This is a genomic window from Buttiauxella sp. AC038 (assembly GCF_979253565.1).
In genome coordinates this window covers 3,307,269-3,329,414 of record NZ_CEEDCQ010000001.1, presented here as the reverse complement: position 1 = coordinate 3,329,414, position 22,146 = coordinate 3,307,269, and the positions used below count along the sequence as shown (strand labels likewise).

Annotated in this window: 22 protein-coding genes and 2 tRNA genes; 5 read left to right on the top strand and 19 right to left on the bottom strand. The window is 49.8% G+C overall.

Annotation, left to right across the window (positions count from 1 at the left end; genetic code table 11):
- Positions 1–134: 134 nt before the first annotated feature.
- Positions 135–222: transfer RNA gene (locus tag AC0IXI_RS15980), tRNA-Ser, on the top strand.
- Between the two features lie 152 nt (positions 223–374).
- Positions 375–462: transfer RNA gene (locus tag AC0IXI_RS15975), tRNA-Ser, on the top strand.
- A gap of 541 nt (positions 463–1,003) precedes the next feature.
- On the opposite strand, the gene AC0IXI_RS15970 is transcribed toward AC0IXI_RS15975, so the two are convergent.
- The 10 genes from AC0IXI_RS15970 to AC0IXI_RS15925 form a co-directional block, all read right to left on the bottom strand.
- Positions 1,004–2,233 carry an HD-GYP domain-containing protein gene (locus tag AC0IXI_RS15970; protein WP_413497863.1) on the bottom strand — a complete coding sequence of 410 codons (1,230 nt, stop codon included), beginning with the start codon at positions 2,231–2,233 and terminating at the stop codon, positions 1,004–1,006.
- 371 nt (positions 2,234–2,604) lie between these two features.
- Positions 2,605–3,675, bottom strand: coding sequence for an ABC transporter ATP-binding protein (locus AC0IXI_RS15965; RefSeq protein ID WP_413497862.1), 1,071 nt, complete (start codon positions 3,673–3,675; stop codon positions 2,605–2,607).
- Positions 3,668–5,437 (bottom strand): ABC transporter permease, encoded by a 1,770-nt coding sequence (locus AC0IXI_RS15960; RefSeq protein ID WP_232903916.1) that lies wholly within the window; start codon positions 5,435–5,437, stop codon positions 3,668–3,670. Before AC0IXI_RS15960 ends, AC0IXI_RS15965 begins: the two co-directional genes overlap by 8 nt.
- A gap of 152 nt (positions 5,438–5,589) precedes the next feature.
- Positions 5,590–6,678, bottom strand: a complete 1,089-nt coding sequence (locus tag AC0IXI_RS15955; protein WP_471682757.1) for an ABC transporter substrate-binding protein — start codon at positions 6,676–6,678, stop codon at positions 5,590–5,592.
- A 231-nt stretch (positions 6,679–6,909) separates the two neighbouring features.
- Complete coding sequence (locus AC0IXI_RS15950; RefSeq protein WP_471682756.1) at positions 6,910–7,605, bottom strand: response regulator; 696 nt, start codon at positions 7,603–7,605, stop codon at positions 6,910–6,912.
- Between the two features lie 13 nt (positions 7,606–7,618).
- A complete protein-coding gene (locus AC0IXI_RS15945) occupies positions 7,619–9,250 on the bottom strand; it encodes an ATP-binding protein (protein WP_471682755.1) in 1,632 nt (543 codons plus the stop codon).
- Positions 9,251–9,509: 259 nt separating this feature from the next.
- The gene (locus tag AC0IXI_RS15940) at positions 9,510–10,460 is read right to left on the bottom strand and encodes a hypothetical protein (protein WP_471682754.1); all 951 of its coding nucleotides are present in this window, start codon (positions 10,458–10,460) and stop codon (positions 9,510–9,512) included.
- Positions 10,461–10,923: 463 nt separating this feature from the next.
- Entirely contained in the window at positions 10,924–11,067 is a 144-nt protein-coding gene (locus AC0IXI_RS15935; protein ID WP_157092089.1) for a hypothetical protein, read from the bottom strand.
- A 127-nt stretch (positions 11,068–11,194) separates the two neighbouring features.
- Complete coding sequence (locus tag AC0IXI_RS15930) at positions 11,195–11,989, bottom strand: SDR family NAD(P)-dependent oxidoreductase (RefSeq protein WP_471682753.1); 795 nt, start codon at positions 11,987–11,989, stop codon at positions 11,195–11,197.
- Between the two features lie 210 nt (positions 11,990–12,199).
- Entirely contained in the window at positions 12,200–12,649 is a 450-nt protein-coding gene (locus AC0IXI_RS15925; protein WP_424221380.1) for a winged helix-turn-helix transcriptional regulator, read from the bottom strand.
- 171 nt (positions 12,650–12,820) lie between these two features.
- On the opposite strand from AC0IXI_RS15925, the gene agp reads away from it, so the two are divergent.
- Entirely contained in the window at positions 12,821–14,062 is a 1,242-nt protein-coding gene (gene agp / locus AC0IXI_RS15920; RefSeq protein WP_471682752.1) for a bifunctional glucose-1-phosphatase/inositol phosphatase, read from the top strand.
- Positions 14,063–14,107: 45 nt separating this feature from the next.
- Here the strand turns inward: agp and AC0IXI_RS15915 are convergent, their stop codons facing one another.
- Positions 14,108–14,335 (bottom strand): YccJ family protein, encoded by a 228-nt coding sequence (locus tag AC0IXI_RS15915; protein ID WP_064517714.1) that lies wholly within the window; start codon positions 14,333–14,335, stop codon positions 14,108–14,110.
- Positions 14,336–14,353: 18 nt separating this feature from the next.
- Positions 14,354–14,950 (bottom strand): NAD(P)H:quinone oxidoreductase, encoded by a 597-nt coding sequence (wrbA, locus tag AC0IXI_RS15910; RefSeq protein WP_064517716.1) that lies wholly within the window; start codon positions 14,948–14,950, stop codon positions 14,354–14,356.
- Positions 14,951–15,322: 372 nt separating this feature from the next.
- Here wrbA and AC0IXI_RS15905 point away from each other — a divergent pair, with 372 nt between their 5' ends.
- The gene (locus tag AC0IXI_RS15905; RefSeq protein WP_034456279.1) at positions 15,323–15,499 is read left to right on the top strand and encodes a con-10 family general stress protein; all 177 of its coding nucleotides are present in this window, start codon (positions 15,323–15,325) and stop codon (positions 15,497–15,499) included.
- A gap of 122 nt (positions 15,500–15,621) precedes the next feature.
- Positions 15,622–16,530, top strand: a complete 909-nt coding sequence (locus AC0IXI_RS15900; protein WP_471682751.1) for a DMT family transporter — start codon at positions 15,622–15,624, stop codon at positions 16,528–16,530.
- A gap of 57 nt (positions 16,531–16,587) precedes the next feature.
- On the opposite strand, the gene rutG is transcribed toward AC0IXI_RS15900, so the two are convergent.
- From rutG to rutA, 7 genes are read right to left on the bottom strand one after another with little or no spacing between them, the layout of a single operon-like run.
- A complete protein-coding gene (rutG, locus tag AC0IXI_RS15895) occupies positions 16,588–17,904 on the bottom strand; it encodes a pyrimidine utilization transport protein G (protein WP_134183524.1) in 1,317 nt (438 codons plus the stop codon).
- A 27-nt stretch (positions 17,905–17,931) separates the two neighbouring features.
- The gene (rutF, locus tag AC0IXI_RS15890; protein WP_064517722.1) at positions 17,932–18,420 is read right to left on the bottom strand and encodes an NADH-dependent FMN reductase RutF; all 489 of its coding nucleotides are present in this window, start codon (positions 18,418–18,420) and stop codon (positions 17,932–17,934) included.
- Positions 18,421–18,430: 10 nt separating this feature from the next.
- A complete protein-coding gene (locus tag AC0IXI_RS15885) occupies positions 18,431–19,021 on the bottom strand; it encodes a malonic semialdehyde reductase (RefSeq protein WP_064517723.1) in 591 nt (196 codons plus the stop codon).
- A complete protein-coding gene (gene rutD / locus AC0IXI_RS15880) occupies positions 19,018–19,818 on the bottom strand; it encodes a pyrimidine utilization protein D (protein WP_471682750.1) in 801 nt (266 codons plus the stop codon). Before rutD ends, AC0IXI_RS15885 begins: the two co-directional genes overlap by 4 nt.
- Positions 19,819–19,821: 3 nt before the next feature.
- The gene (rutC, locus tag AC0IXI_RS15875; RefSeq protein WP_064517727.1) at positions 19,822–20,208 is read right to left on the bottom strand and encodes a pyrimidine utilization protein C; all 387 of its coding nucleotides are present in this window, start codon (positions 20,206–20,208) and stop codon (positions 19,822–19,824) included.
- Between the two features lie 13 nt (positions 20,209–20,221).
- On the bottom strand, positions 20,222–20,920 hold the full coding sequence (rutB, locus tag AC0IXI_RS15870; protein WP_134183520.1) for a pyrimidine utilization protein B: 699 nt from the start codon (positions 20,918–20,920) through the stop codon (positions 20,222–20,224).
- The gene (gene rutA, locus AC0IXI_RS15865) at positions 20,920–22,011 is read right to left on the bottom strand and encodes a pyrimidine utilization protein A (protein ID WP_064517731.1); all 1,092 of its coding nucleotides are present in this window, start codon (positions 22,009–22,011) and stop codon (positions 20,920–20,922) included. Before rutA ends, rutB begins: the two co-directional genes overlap by 1 nt.
- Positions 22,012–22,146: the final 135 nt, after the last annotated feature.

Here is a 22,146-nt window from a genome sequence, read left to right as displayed (position 1 = left end):
ACAATGATTTCTGCTATTAAACCAATCAAATTGTTGGAGTTTTGCCCAAACAATACCGAATTGGTGATTAATCAGGCGAACGAACAAAATCGTGCTTTACATGAAGTATGGGGATGTTTATAGTTCGCCTCGTTGGAAGCGTGGCCGAGTGGTTGAAGGCACCGGTCTTGAAAACCGGCGATCCGAAAGGGTTCTAGAGTTCGAATCTCTACGCTTCCACCAACATTTTAGCCCCAGCTTAGAAATAAGCTGGGGCTTTTTCGTTTCTGTTTGTTGGTGTTTCAAACAAATAAACCAGATTTGATGATTTTTCAGGCGAACGAACAAAATCACTCTTTACATGCAGTTTGGGTATGTTTATAGTTCGCCTCGTTGGAAGCGTGGCCGAGTGGTTGAAGGCACCGGTCTTGAAAACCGGCGATCCGAAAGGGTTCTAGAGTTCGAATCTCTACGCTTCCACCAACATTTTAGCCCCAGCTTAGAAATAAGCTGGGGCTTTTTCATTTCTGTCGCTTATCACTCCAGACTTACCCTTTCATCATCAACGCTCCACCCACCAGTCCTGCAACCAGCACTTTTTAAATCCTCTACAAACGGGTAAAGCGGATATTGTTACATCGACGCTTTTAGTCACGCCATAGCGAGCAGAAGTCATTGATTGCACTAGGCGTATGCTGGTTTGCGTTCAGTCATCGCGGCATGGCGCAGGAGTCAACGCTAAGATGACGCTGACCGTTTTTGATTTGGCGATTGGGCTGCAAAAAACCAGCCTGAGTTAAAAGAAAAACTTAATGCGTGGATTGAAACCAATATTAAAAATGGAAAGTTAAATGCTATATACGAAAAGTATCATGGCGAACCAATTCAGCAAAAAATATTGAATCAATAAGATATATATGCCATTTAGAGTCAGGCTGTAATTGCAGACGAAATATTGCTTGCGCCCATATTTAAGCTAGCTGGATATATCTGGCAGTTAACAGTATAGGCGCTATTTACTCTATCAATACGAATGTTCCAAATCCATATTATCAGTAAGAGTCATCACCTCTTGTCGGTGTTCTAGTAAAATATTAACCAGTTCGCTATCAAGAGAATTATTTTCGGCTTCCTGATGAAGGATTTCGCTCACTCTCTTCGCAGGCATTGCAGAGCGATATGGGCGGTTTTCAGTGAGTGCCACAAACACATCGGCTACCGAAATTATCCGACACTCTTGCCCAATCTCATCACCAGCCAGACTAAATGGATAACCATAACCGTTGGGTTTCTCATGATGTAGTGCTGCCCAACGCGCGATATCGGTGATAGCGTCGATGGATGAAAGCAGCTCAAAGGTATGATAACTGTGGCTTTTTAATATCGCGATATCTGCATCATCAAGTTTGCCTTCTTTGTGTAATAAACTCATCGGAATGGCCAGTTTCCCGATATCATGCAGATAGCCTGCCAATTCAATTTTCTTACACTCAACTTCAGAATAATGGCATTTCTGAGCAAGAAATCTGGCAACAATTCCCACGTGCAGTGAGTGGCGACAAGTGAAATTACAATGCATATCAATAATGGTATTCAGCAATAAGCCAAAATCCATTAGCTCATCGAGGCTGATTGTTTTATCAGCTATCGGTGAGTACATTCTCAAGAGATGTAATGGCAATGGTCTGGTTAATGCCAGCCAAAAATAGGTTTTATTTGCCAGGCGAAGAAATGCATCAACGACTAACGGATGAAAACGTGTTTCTACTTCATCTTTTATCAATTCAACGCAGCGTTCAACTGGCGACTCATGCCCACTATTTCTTAATTTAAGATATTGAATATCGATGCGGTCAGCCAGGTAAATGATATGGCTGGCGAACGGAATGCGCTCATCATCCTGATACTCACCCTGCCCATAACCCCATTTCCTATGGTGATGGAGGATGATTGATGCTTTATCCGCCAATAAAGGAACCATCTTAAAAATGGAAGCACCATAGGTTGCATGAGCGTGGCTATAAGGTTCTTGATCATCGATGGCGATTAAATAATCTTTCTTTACCAGACCACCAATATCATGCAGCAATGCAGAAATAAAAACATCTTCGCGGTATTTAGGCACTAGCTTGAGCTCAGCCGCCAGTTCATTAGCGATGAACGCCGTCCGTTTATGATGACCGTTCAATTCAGGTGCACTGGTTTCAATCGCTAATGCGATCGTTGATAAAACCTGAAAGAGATTTATTTCCACATTTATTCCTGTTGCACACAAAAAGAAATACTTGTTGATATATAAAATAAACATCCTGCCATTAACGATGTTTTATTTTATAAAGACAAGTTTCATTAAGTAATGATGTGTTTATCTAAAGCATTTTATTGTTAATCGTGTTCACATTTTTTTGACAAAATATTTTGTTTTCATCATGGAAAATATATATTAGCCGCGGCTTTAGATTGTTGCGCGGTGATTTAAACCAATAACGAAATGAAAAGCAATGCGTAAGTTGCTGATGATACATGAGCTTGATAGAGACGTTCTAATACAGCAGTAAATTGCGCAGCTTATGACTACAGAATTAATTAGTGCCGGGAGCAGCTAATCACTGCTCCCGGCAAGCATCAGGATTTAGGGAAAATCCAGACATGTTCCTCAGGTAATGCCAGATGGCAGTGCTGGGGATCGCGAAGGCTGGTGCCATAGGCGCGAATGACAAAATCATCGCCCGAAGTACGGAACAAATACTCCCAGCGATCGCCAAGATACATGCTGGTCAGCAACGGGAGTTCAAGTTGGTTTTCGCCAGGGCCTTCAACCAGTATTACGCGTTCCACGCGGATAACAGCCGTCGCTTCCTGACCACTTAGCACACCTTCACCAGCTTGTCCCCACAACATCCAGCCTTTGCCTTCGATACGCGCTTTTCCATCACGCACCTCGGTGACTTTGCCGTGCAGACGGTTGTTACTGCCCATGAATTCTGCGGTAAAGAGGGTCTTTGGTGAGCCGTACATTTCCTGTGGAGTACCTTGCTGTTCAATTTTGCCGTTATTAAGCAACAAAATTCGGTCAGATATCGCCATCGCCTCATTCTGATCGTGCGTGACCATGAGGGCTGACAAGCCCAATTTGATAATCAACTCGCGCAGGAATACACGAGCTTCTTCACGCAATTTGGCATCAAGGTTTGATAGTGGTTCATCAAGCAGAATCACCGGCGGGTTGTAGACCAGCGCTCGGCCAATCGCTACGCGCTGTTGCTGACCACCAGAGAGTTGATGCGGATGGCGTTTACCCAGATGCCCAAGACCAAGTTGGTTCAGCACGTCTTGTACGCGTTGAGTGATTTCAGCGGCAGCGACTTTGCGCAGCTTCAGCGGATAGGCCACGTTTTCGAATACGGTTTTGTGCGGCCACAGTGCGTAAGACTGAAATACCAGCCCAAGGTTGCGCTCTTCAGCAGGGATCTCGCTACGCGGTGTGCCGTCGTAAACTTTGTTTTGCCCAATGGTAATCGTGCCCTGGGTGGGTTTTTCCAGCCCGGCAACGGCGCGTAATAATGTGGTTTTGCCGCTGCCTGATGGCCCGAGCAAAGAGACCACTTCGCCACGTTTCAGATTCATGGAAACACCCTTTAGTACCGGATTATCACCGTAGGTTAAGTGCAGGTTCTCGACCGTTAATTCAATCATGCAATTTGACTCCAAAACGAAGGGCAATCCCCAGACCTACCACCACCAGCAGGATGTTAATAAACGAGAGAGCGGCAACAATATCAATGGCTCCGGCGGCCCACAGGGAAACCAGCATTGAGCCGATGGTTTCTGTGCCTGGCGCAAGTAGGTACACGCCGGTTGAATATTCGCGCTCAAAAATCAGGAACATCAGCAACCAGGATCCAATCAGGCCGTAGCGCGATAACGGAATAGTGACGTGGCGAGTGATTTGCCCGCGTGTCGCACCGGTGCTGCGCGCAGCTTCTTCCAGTTCTGGCCCGACTTGCAGCAACGTTGAGGAAATCAACCGCAGACCGTACGCCATCCATACGACGGTATAAGCCAGCCAGACGCTGAAAATGGTACTGCGCAACGAACGCAGCCACACCACCAGGTTATCGCGCAACCACTGCGACCACGGCATTCCGGAAAGCCAGCCGGATTTGAGTGCATTGTCGAGCCACATCGGCAAAAACAGGAAAACCCACAGGAATGCCAGACCCGCCAATAGCCCTGGAACCGCGCGTGGCACCAGCACGCTGTAGTCGAGGAAACGCGTGATGTTGTCTGGTTTGCGGTGCATAGCGATGCCGATAAACAGATAACAGGCAACAGCCAGTGCGCCGCCAATAACACCAATCGCCATCGAGTTAACAATGGCGCGCAGCAGGTTTGGCTGCTCCCAGATAGTGCGGAAAGTTTGAAGCGACAGTTCATCCCAGATGGATACGCCTACGCCCCAGTTAGAAATAAACGCGCGCAGCATTACGCCAATTAACGGTACACCGATAGTCACTGTTAGCCAGAATGCCACTACCGCACCGGCTACCCAGCGCCATTTCCCCAGTGGCAATGCACGTGCCTGTGATGCTTTGCCTTTAACCGTTACGAAGCGGTTAGCGGTACGCATCAGGCGACGCTGCAACATCACCAAGGGAATGGTGATACAAATCAGCACCACGGCAACCGCGGCCATCAGGTGATAGGAAGGCGTGCCGAGTTTATTGGTCAACTGATAGAGGTAAGTGGCCAGAACCATATTGCCTTCCGGGTCGCCCAGCACCAGCATCAGACCGAACACTTCCAGCCCAAGGAAGAACAGCAACACGGTGGCGTACAAAATAGAAGGGCGCACCATCGGCAGACTCACGGCGGTCATTACCTGTAACGGCGAAGCACCGGCTATACGAGCAGCTTCTTCGACATCAGACCCCACGCTGCGCAGTGCTGAGGAAATATAGAGATATGCGTGTGGGACATGCGTTAGCCCGGCGATTACCACGATGCTCGACATGTCGTAGATATTCCACGGCACGAAACCAAGAATGGATTGGGCCCACAACGAGAAGAACCCTACCGGCCCGGCGGCAACCACATACCCAAACCCCAGAACCATCGGCGAGACAAAAATAGGCACCAGGATCAGCGGTTCAATCAAACGTCTGCCTGGCAAATCGGTGCGCACCATCAAGAACGCCAGAATTCCACCCAACGGGATGGCAATAACCACAAGGCCGATGGCCAGAATAAATCCGCTTTTCAGTGCCCTGTAGAAATCAGGATCGGTAAAGATGAAGCCAAAAGATTCCAGGCTCCACTCTTTTGACGGCGAAAAGAACGGTGCAGAGAGGAAACTTTGTATCACGATGAACGACAGCGGTATGTAGATAACCAGCGCTGTTATTAACACCACAATGCCGCGTGGCAGGCTCTGCCACTTTCTTAGCAATGCACTCATACGACTTCCTTTTTTCAACGACTGATTTACCCCAGTCATTCGCGCTACAGGCAGGCGGCAATCGAGCAAATCCTGAATCACTTACTCGAGTAAGTGATTCAGGTGAGCGAGTGCAGTCAACTTACCTGTAGCGTGAAATGCGTAGGGGAAATTTACTTAGCTGCGGCAGTGCGCCACTGTTTGATGTAATCCAGACGTTTTTTCTGTTGCAGATATTCCAACAGCGTTTCATCCACAGGGATTGGTTTGAGTGCACTGCCTAACACTTTCGTCATGCCGTCGATATCATTTTTGCCTTCGATATCGTTGCGGATGGACGGGATGTCTGCCTGATTGGCCAGGATGCTTTGCCCTTTTTCAGACAGAACGTAGTCCAGCCACAGTTTCGCGGCATTACTGTTTTGCGCTTGCTGACTGATGAACGACACGCGCGACAGCACCAGGGTGTAATCCTTCGGATAGGAAATTCCCAGAGACGGGTCGGTTTTGGCGCGGGCTTCAGCGTAGGAACCCAGAATGTTAAAGCCGATCAGGTTTTCGCCTGATGAGACCCTCTCCATCATGGTGCCGGTGGACGACTGCACAGACAGGCCGCCTTTAGCGATATCAGCCAGAGTTTTGAAATAATTCGGGTCGGCTCTGAAATCCTGTACAGAAAGCATGAAGCCGAGACCGGATTTCTCAATGTCGTAAGTGGTGACTTTTTTGCTGAATTTATCAGGCTGGCTGGCGATAAGTTTTGCCAGAGCGGTGTGGGAATCTGGCACTTCATTCGCCGGAATCAAACGTTTGTTATAGATAAACACTACCGGCTCGTAAGTTGTTCCGTAGGCTTTGTCTTTCCACACAGCCCATTTCGGCAATTGACCCTGCTCAGGGGATTTATATTCCTGTGCATAGTCGACAGCCAGTTTCAGCGCGGTGTCCATCGAAGAACTCCAGACCACATCGCCGCTGGTGCCGCCCGCTGCCTGTTCGCTGATATAACGGTTATACAGTTCGGTACTGTTCATATCGTTATATTCAACTTTAATACCTGGGTATGTAGCCTCAAACCCCTGAATCAGCGGGCCCGCGGCTTTGGTATCGGTGGTTGAATAGATGACCACTTTGCCTTCTTTAGTCGCCGCATCAACGACTTTTTGGTAGTCAGCCGGGTAGCCTTGAGGAAGTGCAGACATTGCGGAGCAGGACATCAGTACAGCGGTAGTGATTACAGAGAGATGTATTTTATTTAACATTATTATTAACCTTTAGCTTCGTTTGGGTAACTAATAGTCAACATAGCGCATGGGGTTTGACAGACAATGGGGGAGTTTTTTAACTTTCCGAATTGTGATTCGGGGCTTTTTTTAGGCAATTAACACCATTAAAACCGCGAAAGCGTGCGGCTATATCGGATGACGCTACGCTGATTCACGCTACAAAAATATGCATTTACCCACCGTTGGCGGTGGGATAGGCCGTAGGCGTTATCCACCAATTTTGCGGTACAGACGTCGCGGATGACCGATATTTCCGTATTGCATCTCGACGCCGATAATACCCATCTCCACGCAATACTCGAGATAACGGCGCCCGGTGGTTTTACTAATCCCTACTTCTTCTACCACTTGTTCTACCGACCAACTGATATCAGGTCTGCTCGTAAAAATGCGCTGAACTTTCTCCAGCGTGTTCGGCTCAATTCCCTTCGTGGAAGGGGCTGAGGCCGCATTGATGGCGGATAGGTTATACAATCGGTCCAGCGCATTCTGATCAACCGTCTTCACATGACGCAACGTTTTGACCAGTTGCATAAAGCGCTCCAGCGAACTGCGCAGGCGGTGAAATGAGACGGGCTTAATGATGTAGTCAAACGCGCCGCATCGCATCGCCTGGCTGCAAGTTTGCATATCGCTGGCAGCAGTAATGAAAATCACCGAACAGTCGAAGCTCTTAAGCAGCGGGCTGTCTATCAAATTTACCCCCTGGCCATCCGGCAAAAAGTTGTCGAGCAATATCAGTCGTGGCTGATGTAACTCAAGCAGGGATCGCGCCTGCTCAAGTGTCGCGGCAATTCCCACGACGCGCAGGTGAAAATTTTGCTCAATGAAATCGCGATGCAAACCAGCAAGGTGGGGTTCATCTTCCACAATGACGACATCAAATGAGTTGCTGTTATTCATGGTTTTACCCTGCTCAAACATTTACCGGAAAGGGGATAAAAACAGAAAATATTGTACCTTGCGGCGTATTGTCTGTGATTTCGATACTGCCGTGAGCTTGATGGACGTAACTGGCAACCAGATATAGACCGATGCCATGTTCTGAGCCTGCCATCTCATGAATGCTTGACGGTTTAGTGGTGACGCCTTGCTCAAAAAGGTGGGGTTTTAGTTCGTCATTCACACCGCAGCCCTGGTCGGCTACTTCAATCACCAGTTCCTGATTCCTGTCTGAAATATAGAGCTCCACAGGCGCTGAATGTGTTGGGGCTTTCAGAGTGGCGTCCACGGCGTTATCGAGTAAATTGCCGATCACCGACATGAGTTCAGTTTCACCCATTGTCGCGGGAATCCGGGTTAACTGGCAGGCCGGGTCAAATTTAAGCTCAATACCTTTTTCGCGTGCGCTGACGTATTTCCCTAATAACAGGCCACAAAGGGCAGGGGAGGTGAAATGCGATGAGACAAAATCCAGCACATTCTGTGCACCCTCGGATTGCGCCTGGATATAGCGCATCGCATCGTCATAGCGCTGCATCTGCAACAAACCGGCGAGTGTTGCAGTCCAGTTCAACTGTTCATGGCGCATGATGCGCAGGTTGTCTGCGTAGCGCTTCACCTGGCTTAATTGGCTGCTGAGAGTGTTCATATCGTTTTTGTCGCGGAAGCTAAAAACCCAGCCGCTTTCAGCCCCTGGTTCGAGTTCAATCGGTACACGGTTAACAATCACCTGCCGTTGATTCAGCACGGTTATTTGATCGTGATGGCTGTTATTTTCTGTCACGCCATGTTGATTAAAAAATGTCGGTGGCGTTTGTAATATCTCTTCCAGTGGTTTGCCGAGTAGTTCATTTTCAGGCTGGTGAATATCCAGCAACTCGCGCGCGGCACGGTTAATTAATATCAGCTGCCTCTGCGCGTTAACGGCAAATACACCTTCATACATCGCTTCGAGCAACGCTTTTTGTTGGAGCACTAGCAGAGCAATATCCTTTGGCTCCAGCCAGAACATTTGTTTTTTGACATTGCGGGTGAATATCCATGAAAAAATAAACAGCAGAATCAATAGCAGCAGACCATATAAACCCGCTTGCCAGAGCCGGTTGGCATTAATATTGGCGATATATGAAGTGAGATAACCAACAGAGACAATACCAATCACTTGGTTTTTAGCATTAAAGATTGGCGCCTTGCTGCGTAATGAAACACCGATGCCACCTTTACGCATAGAAATAATCGTTTTGCCTTGCAAAACTTCGGCGTTATCTCCACCAATCATTGGCAGGTTAATGCGTTCTGGGGATTCAGAGTGGTAAAGATGCTGTTCGCGCGCATCGCCTATCACAATGTAACTGGCGTCACTTTGTTTACGTAACGGCTGGATTAAACGGGCAATTGCAGCCATGTCACGGGTTGCTACCATTTCCGCCAGCCCCGGTATCAGTGCGATTTCACTGGCCTGAACACGTGCGCGTTGACCCAGGTCATGTTGTATTTGCCGGTCCATAAAGTGGAACAACATCACGCCCAGCAAAGCTAATAGCAGGCACGAAAAGAGCACCAGAGATAAAAAGAGTTTTACCTGAAAAGGTAGTCTACGTTTCATATAACCTGCCGTAATGGAAATAACGAAAACAGACTTGGGAAGCGTATCATGCAAAAAACACTGTTGTACTCTGGCAAGAGGTGAGTTGTGAAGTCACCAGAGAAACAATCATTAATTCTCACATATAAATCAGGGTTAATAGCCATATGAACTCCCGTCTTTTAATTTTTATTAATCAGACAGGATTAACCTTATTAAAACCTTAGTTTGCGATATTAATTGCGAGAGGCTATTCGGGGGATTTTACAATTACTGGTAGTCAGAAACTCATAGCCAGGCCGATACCATAACCCGTTGTGTTATTACCGAACATGTAGCGAGCCACCACGCGAGTTCGGGTAATAAAAACATCATACTTACTGCTATCAAGTTCAAAGCCCAGCCCCACAGACGAAAGACTATTAAAACCGAGCTGGCCGCGTTGATCGCCAAGATATTCAGTATGTGCCCCTTCGAGCACATAGCGAACCGGGCTTTGAAGTAACGTCCAGTCAAATAAAGGTGCCCGACGACGCAGATAAAGCCCCAGATTTTCCGTGCTGGCGTGCCCTTTGACGGCACTTGAGGTATTACCGAAGGTTTGCAGGCTCATTCCGGAATAGCGCAATTCAATATCGATGTCCTGAGGCCTGGAAAATAGCTCGTAGTCGAGCATCAAAGAGCCTCCCAGACCATACGCATTGAGTCGCCCACCATCAAGAAAATCAAAATCATTATCTCTACGCTGCTCAAGCACGTAAGTGCCAACCCGTAAATCACTCACCATGGTGCCCAGCATGACATTGGCAATAGGGCGCAGTACCAGATTTCCCCCGCGTTTATCGGTATAAAGATGAAAATCCCAGCCAATACCTCCACTTGCGGTAACACTGTTCCATTTTGTTGGGATCTTGCGGCTTTCTTCACCGTTGGTCAGGATAAATTGCGGGTCATAACGGCTGTAGCTCATCGCCCCTTCAAGATAAAGGGGAAAGGATTCACTGAGTGTTGCTCCGCCCCCAAATTGGGTGATGGAAAGTTCATGGCTCTCGTTGTTACCGCTGCCAATATTAAGATCGCTGGCGGTGATGTCGGGCACAACGGTGTAGCTCATTAGAGTGAGAACCGCATCTGCGCGCTGCTTAAGACGATTGCCGTCTAATGCAAAACAAACCGGGCTGAACAGCAGTGCCGCCAGCAGGATGTGAGCGCCAGGTAACGGAACAGTCATAAGTGACTTGTAGCCTCCGATGGTCTTGACGACATGACAGGCAGAAGTAAGCAAACATAAAAGTCCTGCTAACAGACCCAGATTTAAAGTTTAGAACTGATAGTGGTAATTGACACTAGTAAACCAGAGATAAGGGGGACATAACTCCTCGCGAGGATCTCAGGTGAGTGTAATAGCGCCAGTACTTCGAGCCTGCAAATTGATAAACAACACTAATCAACTAGCATCAAAGATGATGTATTTTATTGTAATCATTCACATGCCGCGCCATTGCTGGATCGTATGTATTGTGAACAATATTTGTTATAACCAATTCTATTTGGACACTACAATTTATAGCAGGTGAATGGTGCTTTTACCAATATCAGGAGGGATTACTGAGGTCTGGTTTCGTGTAATTATTGGGGGTATTTAGAGTGCAGGAAAATATAAACAGAAAAGATTTATCTTAATCGCGTAAAAATTAATCAACTTCGGTTTTAACCATCTTTTCAATCAAATGCAGGCTTTCAGAAATATGATGGAGAATATTGCCCGTATCAAAAAGTATTGCAAGCCATAGCAGGATAACCAGGGCGAGTGCGCCCATCGCAGAATAATTGAACATTTTCATTACATTATTGGTAATAAGTGATTACTGATACTAATTATAGCAATCTGACTACAACCTCAATTAAACAACTCATCTTTTACAAAATTATGCAGAAAAGCGGGACGAATCCCGCGCTTTACACTTATTGTTTCTGATATCGCGGAGCAGGAATTCCTGTCCGGGAAGCAGCGAAAATCGCCAGTCGTGCAGATTCGTAGGCTTCCCATAAAGCCAGATCGTGCAGTGGTGGCACAGTCACCTCCTCGCCTTGATCCAATCCCGCCAGTGCGGCATCAACCATATTTTCAGCGGTCATAATAGAATCTGGGGCCAAATGATCCATTGATACACCTGAGACTTCCCAGATTTCCGTTGCGGTGACCGCAGGCAATACCGCCTGAATGCGCACATTGCTGCCCGCAATCTCTTGCTGCAAACCACGCGTGAAATTCAGCACATAGCCTTTGGTGCCGCTATACACGGCGCTACCGGCGATGGCGTGGAGTGAGACGACTGAGGCGATGTTGATAATGGTGCCACTATTTTGTGCCTGGAAACGGCCGAGGACGGCGAGGCTTAGACGAGTGAGTGCGGTGATATTGAGCATTATGTCTGTCTGGTGTAATTCAGCGCTGCCTGCGGTGAAAGGAGCAAGGTGCGCGGTTCCGGCATTATTGACCAGCACACTGATTCGCTCGTTACTGCGCAGCGCTTTTTCAACCACCTGAATACCGCTTTCTGCCGCCAGATCGGCTGGCAGTATCTGGACGGTGATGCCATGCAGAGCTTCAAGCTTACTCGCCAGTTCGCGCAAACGTTCTTCACGGCGTGCGACTAATAACAGGTTGTAACCGCGAGCGGCAAACCGCTCTGCGTATATCGCACCAATACCTGAAGATGCGCCCGTGATGACTGCAACAGAAGGGGAAGTGGTCATGGTAAAGCCTCGTCGTGAAAGTTGATTTTTGGTTTCATAATGAAACTAAATTAAAGTTAGGCTTATTGGTTCTATAATGCAACCACATTGCGTGCATTTTTTTATTTCTGCATTGAGATGAACGCTTGCTGGTGGATAATGGGATTAATAATAAAAGGGAATCGGCGAATAGTGGATGCCGTTGCACTAGTCGCCGAGGAAACCTCGTTCTTAAACTAACTCAGGGCGCTGTGCTATCACCTCATCAGGCGTAAGCGTGCGGCCATCCTGCGCTTGTAGCTGGAGTTTACGCAACGGCTGTTGGTGTACATCATCAACAAGTACGCTGCACTTTTCATGGCTATCAAACAAGTAATCACCTCCCCATTGGGCGAGGGCAACCAGCACGGTTTGCAATGCTCGTCCTTTTTCGGTCAACACATACTCATTCCAGGCGCTGCCGTCAGTGGCAGGACGCACGGTCAAAATACCTTGTTCTACCAGTTGTTTGAGTCGCTGAGTCAGCATGTTTTTGGCGATGCCGAGGTTTTTCTGGAACTCACCAAAACGTGTCAGGCCGTTTAAAGCATCGCGCACGATAAGCAATGACCACCAGTCACCGATGATATCCAGTGAACGGGCAACCGGGCAGACGCTACCCTCCATACTTTTGCGTTTCATTAATCCTCCACAGGCTTAGGGCCTTTATTAGTTTTATTATAAAACCTCCTGCCGGGATTGAGTAGGTTTCCTTCAACTTACTGTTTTGCGAGCGGCCCCGAAGGCGGTGTCAGTTTTTTCTGCCAAACTGAATGCGGCACTTTTGTGCAATAGCATCTTGAGGATGAAGAGATGAATAAAAAAATGATTACGGCATTACTGGCAATGGCTTACTTCGCTCCTGCGTTGGCTCAAGCCGAAACAGCACCACAGGGTTACCAGCTTCAACAGATTTTACTGATGAGTCGTCATAATCTGCGTGCGCCGCTTGCCAATAATGGCAGCGTACTGGAACAGTCGACTGCGCAATCCTGGCCCGAGTGGGATGTGCCAGGCGGCCAACTCACCACCAAAGGTGGCGTGTTGGAAGTATATATGGGCCATTATTTGCGTGAATGGTTTGCGGAGCAGGGGTTGGTGACCAGCGGTGAATGCCCAACGCCGCAAAGCATTTATGCCTACGCGAACAGTTTGCAACGCACCGTTGCCACAGCACAGTTCTTTATCACTGGTGCGTTCCCTGGTTGTGATGTGCCTGTCCATCACCAGGAGAAAATGGGCACGATGGACCCAACGTTTAATCCGGTCATCACCAATGGTTCACCAGAGTTTCAACAAGCAGCTGTAAAGGCGATGGAAACCCAGCGTGAGCAGTACAAACTGGGTGACAGCTATCAGCTGCTTGAGCAAATAGTTGCTTTTAAAGACTCGCCGAGCTGTAAAGAAAAACAACAGTGCGATCTCACGGCTGAAAAAGATAAATTCACTGCTAATGCCACAGAGGAGCCGGGAGTCAGTGGCCCACTAAAGGTGGGGAACTCTCTGGTAGATGCGTTCACATTGCAATATTACGAAGGGTTCCCACTGGATCAGGTTGCCTGGGGGCAAATCAAAACGGATCAGCAGTGGAAAGTGTTATCGCAGTTGAAAAATAGCTATCAGGACACGTTATTCACCTCACTGCAGGTTGCTCAGAATGTGGCGGCACCGCTGATTAAATATATTCAGAAAGCGCTGGCGGGAAGTAATAATAAAGGGCCAAAAATCACTTTGCTGGTGGGGCATGACTCCAATATTGCATCGCTTTTGACGGCATTGGATTTCAAACCTTATCAGTTGCCTGAACAGTATGAACGCACGCCAATTGGCGGGAAAATTATGTTCCAGCGCTGGCATGATACGAATAACAATCGTGAATTGATGAAAGTCGAATATGTGTATCAAAGCGCGGAACAACTACGTAAAGCTGATGTGCTAAGTCTGCAGCAGCCTCCGCAGCGGGTTACGCTCCAGCTTAATGGTTGTCCAACTGATGCGAATGGTTTTTGTCCGTGGGATAAATTTACGCAAGTATTGGCTCAGAGCGTGAAGTAAGGACGTTATTGTCTCCCCCGCGTGCTGCGGGGGAGGTGGTGCAGACTAAACGTTTCTGCGTTCTATCGTCTGTTCGCCCCAAAATAGCGAATCTTTATCTGTTTTTTCAAATGCCAACGCCAGTACCTCGTCATTGCCATCTTCCCAAATTTTCTCCGCCATTTTTTCGTCGTATTTAGCCACTTCAAAAATAGCCTCAGCGATTTCAGGAGAGGTGTTACGTAAACTCGCCCATTCACCTACGTGATGAACTTTTGATTGTTGATTCTGCATGTACTCCTCCAGAATTATTTAACCATTTAGTTTAACGGCAAGGCCCGCTACGTGTTCACCTTGATAGCGAGCAATGGAAAGCTCTTCCTGGCTTGGCTGACGCGAACCATCAGCCCCGGCAATGGTTGTTGCACCATACGGCGTCCCGCCACGAACCTGAGAGACATCAAACAATTCTTGCGCAGCATAGCCGATGGGAACAATGACCATCCCGTGGTGAGCAAGAGTTGTCCAGGTTGATGAGATAGTGTGTTCCTGTCCGCCGCCGGTGCCTGTCGAACTAAACACGCTGGCAAGCTTGCCGTGCAAAGCGCCCGATGCCCATAAGCCGCCAGTTTGGTCGAGGAATGTGCGCATCTGTCCGGCCATATTGCCAAAGCGAGTGGGAGTGCCAAAAATAATAGCGTCATAATCGGCAAGCTCTTGCGGTGTGGCTTGCGGGGTATTTTGTGTCTTACCCCCGGCTTTTAAGAAAGCTTCACCTGACATGGTTTCCGGGACTCGCTTCACCGTCACTTCCACGCCATCTACTTTCTGTGCACCCTCTGCCACAGCACGTGCCATGGTTTCGATGTGTCCGTACATTGAGTAATAAAGCACCAGAACTTTAGCCATTTCGCTTCACTCCTACCTATGACGCAGCGATTTGCTGCACTCCTCTAAAGATATGTGCTGTGGCCCAGAGTGCAACTCAGAGAGCTGTTTCCTTGATTCTGCACAAGAGGGGGGCCTATTTCCGTAAAATTACGTCACATTTTCATTAGGTGACTATTTCATTAAAAATAAGAAAGTCTTATGGATTAAGCGGCAAAAAAATCACCCATTTTGGCGATTACATGTTGCAAAATATTACGGTTAACTGGTCAATTGCCCTGACTGCACTAAGCTTAGTTCCACGTAGCGGTACTTAAGCTGCGCGGTGAAAGAATCTTCTTTGACTGAATGCAATATGATGACTTAACTATTTCACCAATCCGGAGGTTAGAAATGGCAAACCATCGTGGTGGTTCAGGTAATTTCGCTGAAGACCGTGAAAGAGCATCAGAAGCAGGTCGTAAAGGTGGCCAGCATAGTGGCGGGAATTTCAAGAATGACCCGCAACGCGCCTCAGAAGCAGGCCAAAAAGGGGGCAAAAATAGTCACGGCAAAGGCAGCAGTAAGTAGTCACTCGCCAGGCTAACCCCAACCGCCGGTTTTCACCGGCGGTTTTATTTTGACTATCCCATTGCATGGCTCAGCACCTCATCGCACACTATCCGGCTTGCTTATCTCGTCCAGGTCATGTCATGTCCGCCTTACTTCGTCGTTACCAACTATCCGTTAAACCTCAAGAAGCGATTCTCATCCTCATCACCATGTTCTGGGGAGGAACGTTCCTCGCCGTGCAATATGCAATGACCATGAGCGGGCCATTCTTTTTTGTTGGTGTACGTTTTGCGACGGCCGCGTTAGCTGTTGGGTTGCTGTCAATAAAATCGATGCGTGGCATGACCTGGCTTGAAGTGAAGGCAGGCGTGTTTATCGGGGTTTCAATTGCCATTGGTTACAGCATGCAAACCTGGGGTTTGCAGACTATTCCCAGCAGTAAATCAGCGTTTATCACGGCGATGTATGTCCCGCTGGTGCCTGTGCTGCAATGGATTTGTCTCGGCAAAATGCCTGGGGTGATGTCCTGGGTGGGTGTGGTGCTGGCATTTATTGGCTTGGTCTTCCTGGCCGGGCCGGAAAATACCTCACTCACGCTCGGTGCGGGCGAAATTATCACGCTGATAAGCGCTCTTGCGATTGCCGCAGAAATTATCCTCATCAGCGCCTGGGCGGGCAAAGTGGATATTAAGCGTGTCACCATTGTCCAGCTCGCTACTGCCTCGATTGTGGCGTTTGCCACTATGATCCCCGCTGGGGAAAGCGTGCCATCGTTTACCCCCGGTTTGCTGGTGATTGCATTAGGACTAGGCATTTTCAGTGCCATTATTCAGGTGACTATGAATTGGGCGCAACGCAGCGTTTCACCCACCCGTGCGACGGTGATTTACACCGGTGAACCGGTATGGGCGGGGATCTTCGGGCGCATTGCCGGAGAGCGATTACCGGTGCTGGCACTGCTTGGCGGCGCATTGATTGTGTTGGGCGTGCTGGTGAGTGAGTTGAAGCTTAAACGTAAGAAGAAAGAGGCATCGTTATCAGTTTTGTAGGGTAGCGCCATCCACCCACTACGGCAGTTGTGTCGGATGACGCTTCGCTTATCCGGCCTACGGAATGACTGTACTTTGGCCGATAACTACCGGGCGGCGGCTCAGAATAGCGTTCAATATAATCGCGCCGAACGTGGCCGTGCCAATCCCGCCAAGCGTGAAGCCGCCCAGTGTTAAGGCGAAATCTCCGGCGCCCAAAACCAGTGTTACCGCCACCATAATCAGGTTGCCGTTCTGGCTTAAATCAACATTGTGCTGCACCCAAATGCGTGCGCCTGCAACGGCAATCAAACCAAATACCACGATAGACGCACCGCCAATCACCGGGCCTGGAATGGTGTGAATCAGTGCGCCAAATTTTGGTGAAAAGCCCAATAACATCGCGATGCCGGACGCGGCGACAAACACCAGTGTTGAGTAGACTTTGGTTACCGCCATCACGCCGATATTCTCGGCATAGGTCGTGACACCGCTGCCACCAACGGAACCCGAAAGCATCGTTGCAAGGCCATCGCCAACAAAGGCTTTGCCGATATACGGGTCCATATTTTTTCCCGTCATCCCGGCGACGGCTTTCAGGTGCCCAAGGTTTTCGGCCACCAGAATCACTGCAACGGGAGCAATCAACATCATCGCCTGTGCGTTAAATGTCGGGGAGGTGATTTGCGGAATGCCAAACCAGGCGGCCGAACTTAACAGGGCAAAATCGACCGGTTTGCCAAAACCAAACCCATTCGCCAGAACCGCATAAATGGCGCAGGCGAGGATCAGGCCAATTAGAATCAGCAAGCGTTGAATCATGCCGCGGGTAAACACCGCGACCAACCCGATACACAACACCGTCATGACCGCCATCCAACTATCAAAACTGCTGGCTGAAACGCCGCGCACCGCGATTGGCGCGAGGTTAAGGCCGATTGCCATCACCACCGCACCGGTAACAACCGGTGGCATTAAGCGCTCAATCCAGGCTGTTCCGGCCTTCATCACCACAAAACCAATCAGCGTATATACCAGGCCGCAGGCGATAATACCGCCGAGCGCAACGCTCAAATGTGGGTTCAGCCCTTGCCCGTTAAAACCTGTAACGGCTATCACTACACCAACAAACGCAGCACTTGAGCCTAAATAACTCGGCACCCGTCCGCCAGTCACCACAAAGAACAACAATGTCCCAATACCCGACATCAATATCGACAGATTCGGGTCAAGCCCCATCAGTAGCGGCATTAGCACCGTGGCACCAAACATCGCTACCGCATGTTGCACGCCCATCACCAGCGTCTGGCCGAGGGGGAGTGTTTCGTCCGGAGCTACCACACCACCTTCTACCGCAGTTTTTTTATGCCATTGTGGAAACCAGGTATTCGCCATATTTATCTCCAGCAGATATCGTGTCGGCTAACAGGCAGGCCGCATCAGTTGATGGTAGCCACGGTCAAACCACACCAGGCCATGGGTATCGTCGTTACGTTCAAGGGCAACTAATTCACAAAATAAAATGTCATGCGTACCAACACTGACGACCTGGCTAATGCGGCAGTCGAACGACACGAGTGCGCCTTCCAGTTGGGGGCAGCCGGTTACACCGTGCCGCCAGCGAGCAGCGGAAAAACGTTCGGTCATCGCTGTCTTTCCACCAAATAAATTCGAAAGATCTTCATGCCCTGCCGCCAGCGTGTTCACACACAGCGCCTGATTGCGGCTAAAAATCGGCCACACGGAAGCGCTACGATTCAGGCAAACCAGCAATGTTGGTGGCTCATCCGTTACGCTACATACCGCCGAGGCGGTAAACCCGGCGCGTCCGGCAGGACCATCGGTGGTGACGATATTCACCGCCGCGCCAAGGCACGACATCGCATCGCGAAAGGCTTGTTTTTCGATCATCTTTAACTCCTCAGGCGAGAACACATGCTTCTTCAAACGCTAAACGTGGCAAGCGTGAATGGGTTTTCGCCGGGTCACCGTAGCCAATATTAATCAGCAAATTGCTTTTCCAGCCGCTTGTGGCAAAAAACTCAGCATCCACTTTTTCACGGTCAAAACCAGACATTGGCCCGGTATCTAAACCGAGTGCCCGGCAGGCAGAAATCAGATACGCCGCCTGCATCGAGCTATTGCGAAACGCGGTTTCCTGCGCCAGTTCCGGGCTTGAGGTAAACCACGCGCGGGCATCGGCGTAAGGGAATAGTTTCGGCAGTTGCTCAAAGAATGCCGGGTCCCAAGCCACAATCGCAGTGACGGGGGCTGTCATGGTTTTTTCGATGTTGCCCGCAGAAAGAGTGGGCTTCAGGCGCGCTTTCGCTTCAGTACTGCGCACAAACACAAAGCGGGCAGGCGAACAGTTGGCTGATGTTGGGCCAAGGCGCAGCAGGTTATAAATCTCAGCAATTTGTTCATCACTCACAGGGGTATCCAGCCACGCGCTGTGGGTATGTGCGCCAGTGAACAAGGTTTCCAGTGCCTCGGACGTAATAGCATGACTCATACAATTTCCTTGTGATAAGCAGGTTCGGTTGCCAGCAAACTCAGTAGTCGCTGGTTAAAATCACTGGCCACGGTGACGTTACAGGCGTGACCACCCCACGGCATGATTTCCAGCAGGCTGTCCGGTAGCGCGTGGTGCAATTCTTCAGAACAATTCCACGGCACCAGCAGATCGTCACGGGAACAAATCAGCAGCACCGGCTGGTGGATATGTGCCGCTGTGGCATGAAAGTCAGCGGCCTTCAGCGCATTCAGGCGGCGAGTAAGATTTTCTTGCCCTTGAAAGTGCGCGTTATGCATCGCTTCTTCGGCTTCCAGCCGTGGCTGGTTGGCGGCCATCCAGTCTGCCGGGTAAAGAAACAGCGGTTGAGCCTGCAAATAAGCCCCTGGTCCGCTATCGTGCAGCAGCGTTTCGCGAACCGCAAAGCAGCGCCGGGTATGGGCATTGAGCTGCAACCAGCCGTTGATTATCGCCAGCTTGTCGATGGCTGCGGGGTAATCCAGCGCCAGCTGCATCGCGACCAGACCACCCAGCGCATGTCCAAGCACGTTGTAATGCACGATGCCCTGTTGCAGCATGGCGGTGTGGATTTCATGTGCCATATCCGCGAGGCAATAATCATTGGGCAACGGCTCTTTATTCACACCAGTGCCGCGCTGGTCATAAACCACCAGTTGGTAGTGTTCAGCCAGTGCCGCACGTTGTGGCAGCCAGTAACTGCCCATGCCACCGAGCCCGGCTATTAGCAGCAAGACCGGGGCGTTGGGGAAGGGCGCTTGAGTCAGCTCAATCTGCATAAGCTATTTCCCGATGTGCGCGATGCTTGCGATTTCGACCAACGCATCCGGTTTCACCAGACCACACTGAATGCAGAACCGTGCAGGCTTATCACCTGGGAAAAACTCGGCATACACTTCGTTGATGGCGGCGTAGTTCGTCCAGTCGGTAATAAAAATGGAGTTAAACGTCACGTCGTCCATGGTGCCGCCTGCGGTTTCAATCACCGACTTAATGGTTTCCAGCACATGGCGCGTCTGGGCTTTAGCGTCGCCGACATACACCACATTGTTTTGTTTATCGAACGGCAGCGTACCGGAGACATACACCACGCCATCGGCGAGGGTGCCTGGCACAAACGGTGCGATAGGCGTTGTGGTTCCTGGCGGAATGATTACGGATTTCGGCATGGGTTATTCCTTATCAGGCAATGCGGGCGAAGGATTGTGGCTGCAAGGCCTGGCAAAATGTACCGACGTCGCTTACCCAACCAAAGAAGGTTTCGATATTGAATAATGCGGCCTGCTGCACAAAAGTAGGCCCGGCCTGATGGGTGGCATCGGCAAGAACCACTCCAAAATATTCAAGGAAAAACCCGTCGCGTAGCGTCGACTCCACGCAGACGTTTGTGGCGATACCGGTGAATACCAGGTGGCGAATGCTGCGCGAACGCAAGATGCTGTCGAGCTGCGTGTTAAAGAAACCGCTGTAACGAGGCTTGGGCAGAACGATGTCACCTGCCTGTGGTACCAGTTCGTCCACCAGCTGGTAGTCCCAGCCGCCTTTTGCCAGCAGCGTTCCCTGTAATTCCGGCTGCTTGCGCATGGTTTTCAATGCATTGGATTTATGGAAGTTTGGCGAGCCTGGGCCACCCGCTTCGACGTAATCGCTATCCCAACCGTTCTGGAACCAGACAATCAACATCCCCGCTTCACGAGCGGCGGCAACAGCAGTTTTGATGTTTTCGATAACCGGTTTCGTTGCCGAAACATCGAACCCGGCAAGATCGAGATAGCCACCTTTGCTTGCATAAGCGTTTTGCATATCCACGACAATCAGTGCCGTCTGTTCAGGTGCGAATGTAATGGCTTCCGGGCGTGCATCAAGGGTGATGTTTTTCATTACGCCACCTCGCGAGCGGAAGGGGAAAGATGGGCGCGCGACTGCATCAGCGGCTGGATTTTTTCGCCAAAGGCTTCAATACCACTCAGGAAATCATCAAAGGTTAGCAGTACCCCTTCAGCGCCCGGCACGGTCGCCACTTCATCCAACAGGCGGGCGACCGTGGCATAAGAGCCAACCAGGGTGCCCATATTGATATTCACCGCTGAAGTGGGGTCAGCCATTTGCCGCACGTTAGTATTAGTGCCTGAACGGGTGTCTTTCTGGCTCTGTTCAGTGAGCCACGCCAGCGCTTCTTCGTCGGCACCCGCTTTGTAGTGCTCCCATTTCGCGCGAGCGGCTTCGTCGGTTTCATCGGCGATGATCATAAATAGTATGTAGGAGCCGACATCGCGTCCGGTTTTCTCAGCCGCTTCCATCATGCGCGCGGCGGTAGGGGCAAAAGCAGTTGGCGTGTTAACGCCTTTGCCAAAGCAGAAGTTGTAGTCGGCGTATTCGGCGGAGAACGCCATCCCCGCGTCGCTTTGCCCGGCGCAAATCATTTTTACCGGTTGAGCAGGGCGCGGGCTTAAACGGCAGTCGTTCATGGTGAAAAATTCACCTTTTAAATCACTTTGCCCGGTTCCCCACAAATCGCGCAGCACGGTGGCGTATTCGGCGAGGTAGTCGTAGCGGCGTGCGAAGTATTCGTCCCCCGGCCAGATCCCCATTTGCTCGTATTCAGGTTTTTGCCAGCCGGTGACCAGATTGACGCCAAAACGGCCCGGGGCGATGGAGTCAATGGTTGATGCCATGCGCGCCACAATGGCGGGTGGTAAGGTTAGCGTGGCGGCCGTGGCGTAGATTTGAATTTTGGAGGTCACCGCTGCAAGGCCTGCCATCAGGCTGAACGACTCGAGGTTGTGATCCCAGAACTCCGTTTTGCCGCCAAAGCCGCGCAGTTTGATCATCGAAAGGGCAAAGTCGAAATCGTAGTATTCCGCTTTTTGCACAATCGCTTTATTGAGCTCAAAAGTGGGCATGTATTGCGGCGCGGTGGTAGAAATTAACCAGCCGTTGTTACCGATAGGAATGAATACGCCAATTTTCATCGCAGACCTCTCATCACAGGTGATACACCCATCATCCTTCAAGCCGCAGCGGCGTTTGCCGCCTTGCTGCAACTCGAATGCGAATGGGTATAGATTTGTCATTTCAGTCTTTGCAAACCTGATGCCAGGTTAAGA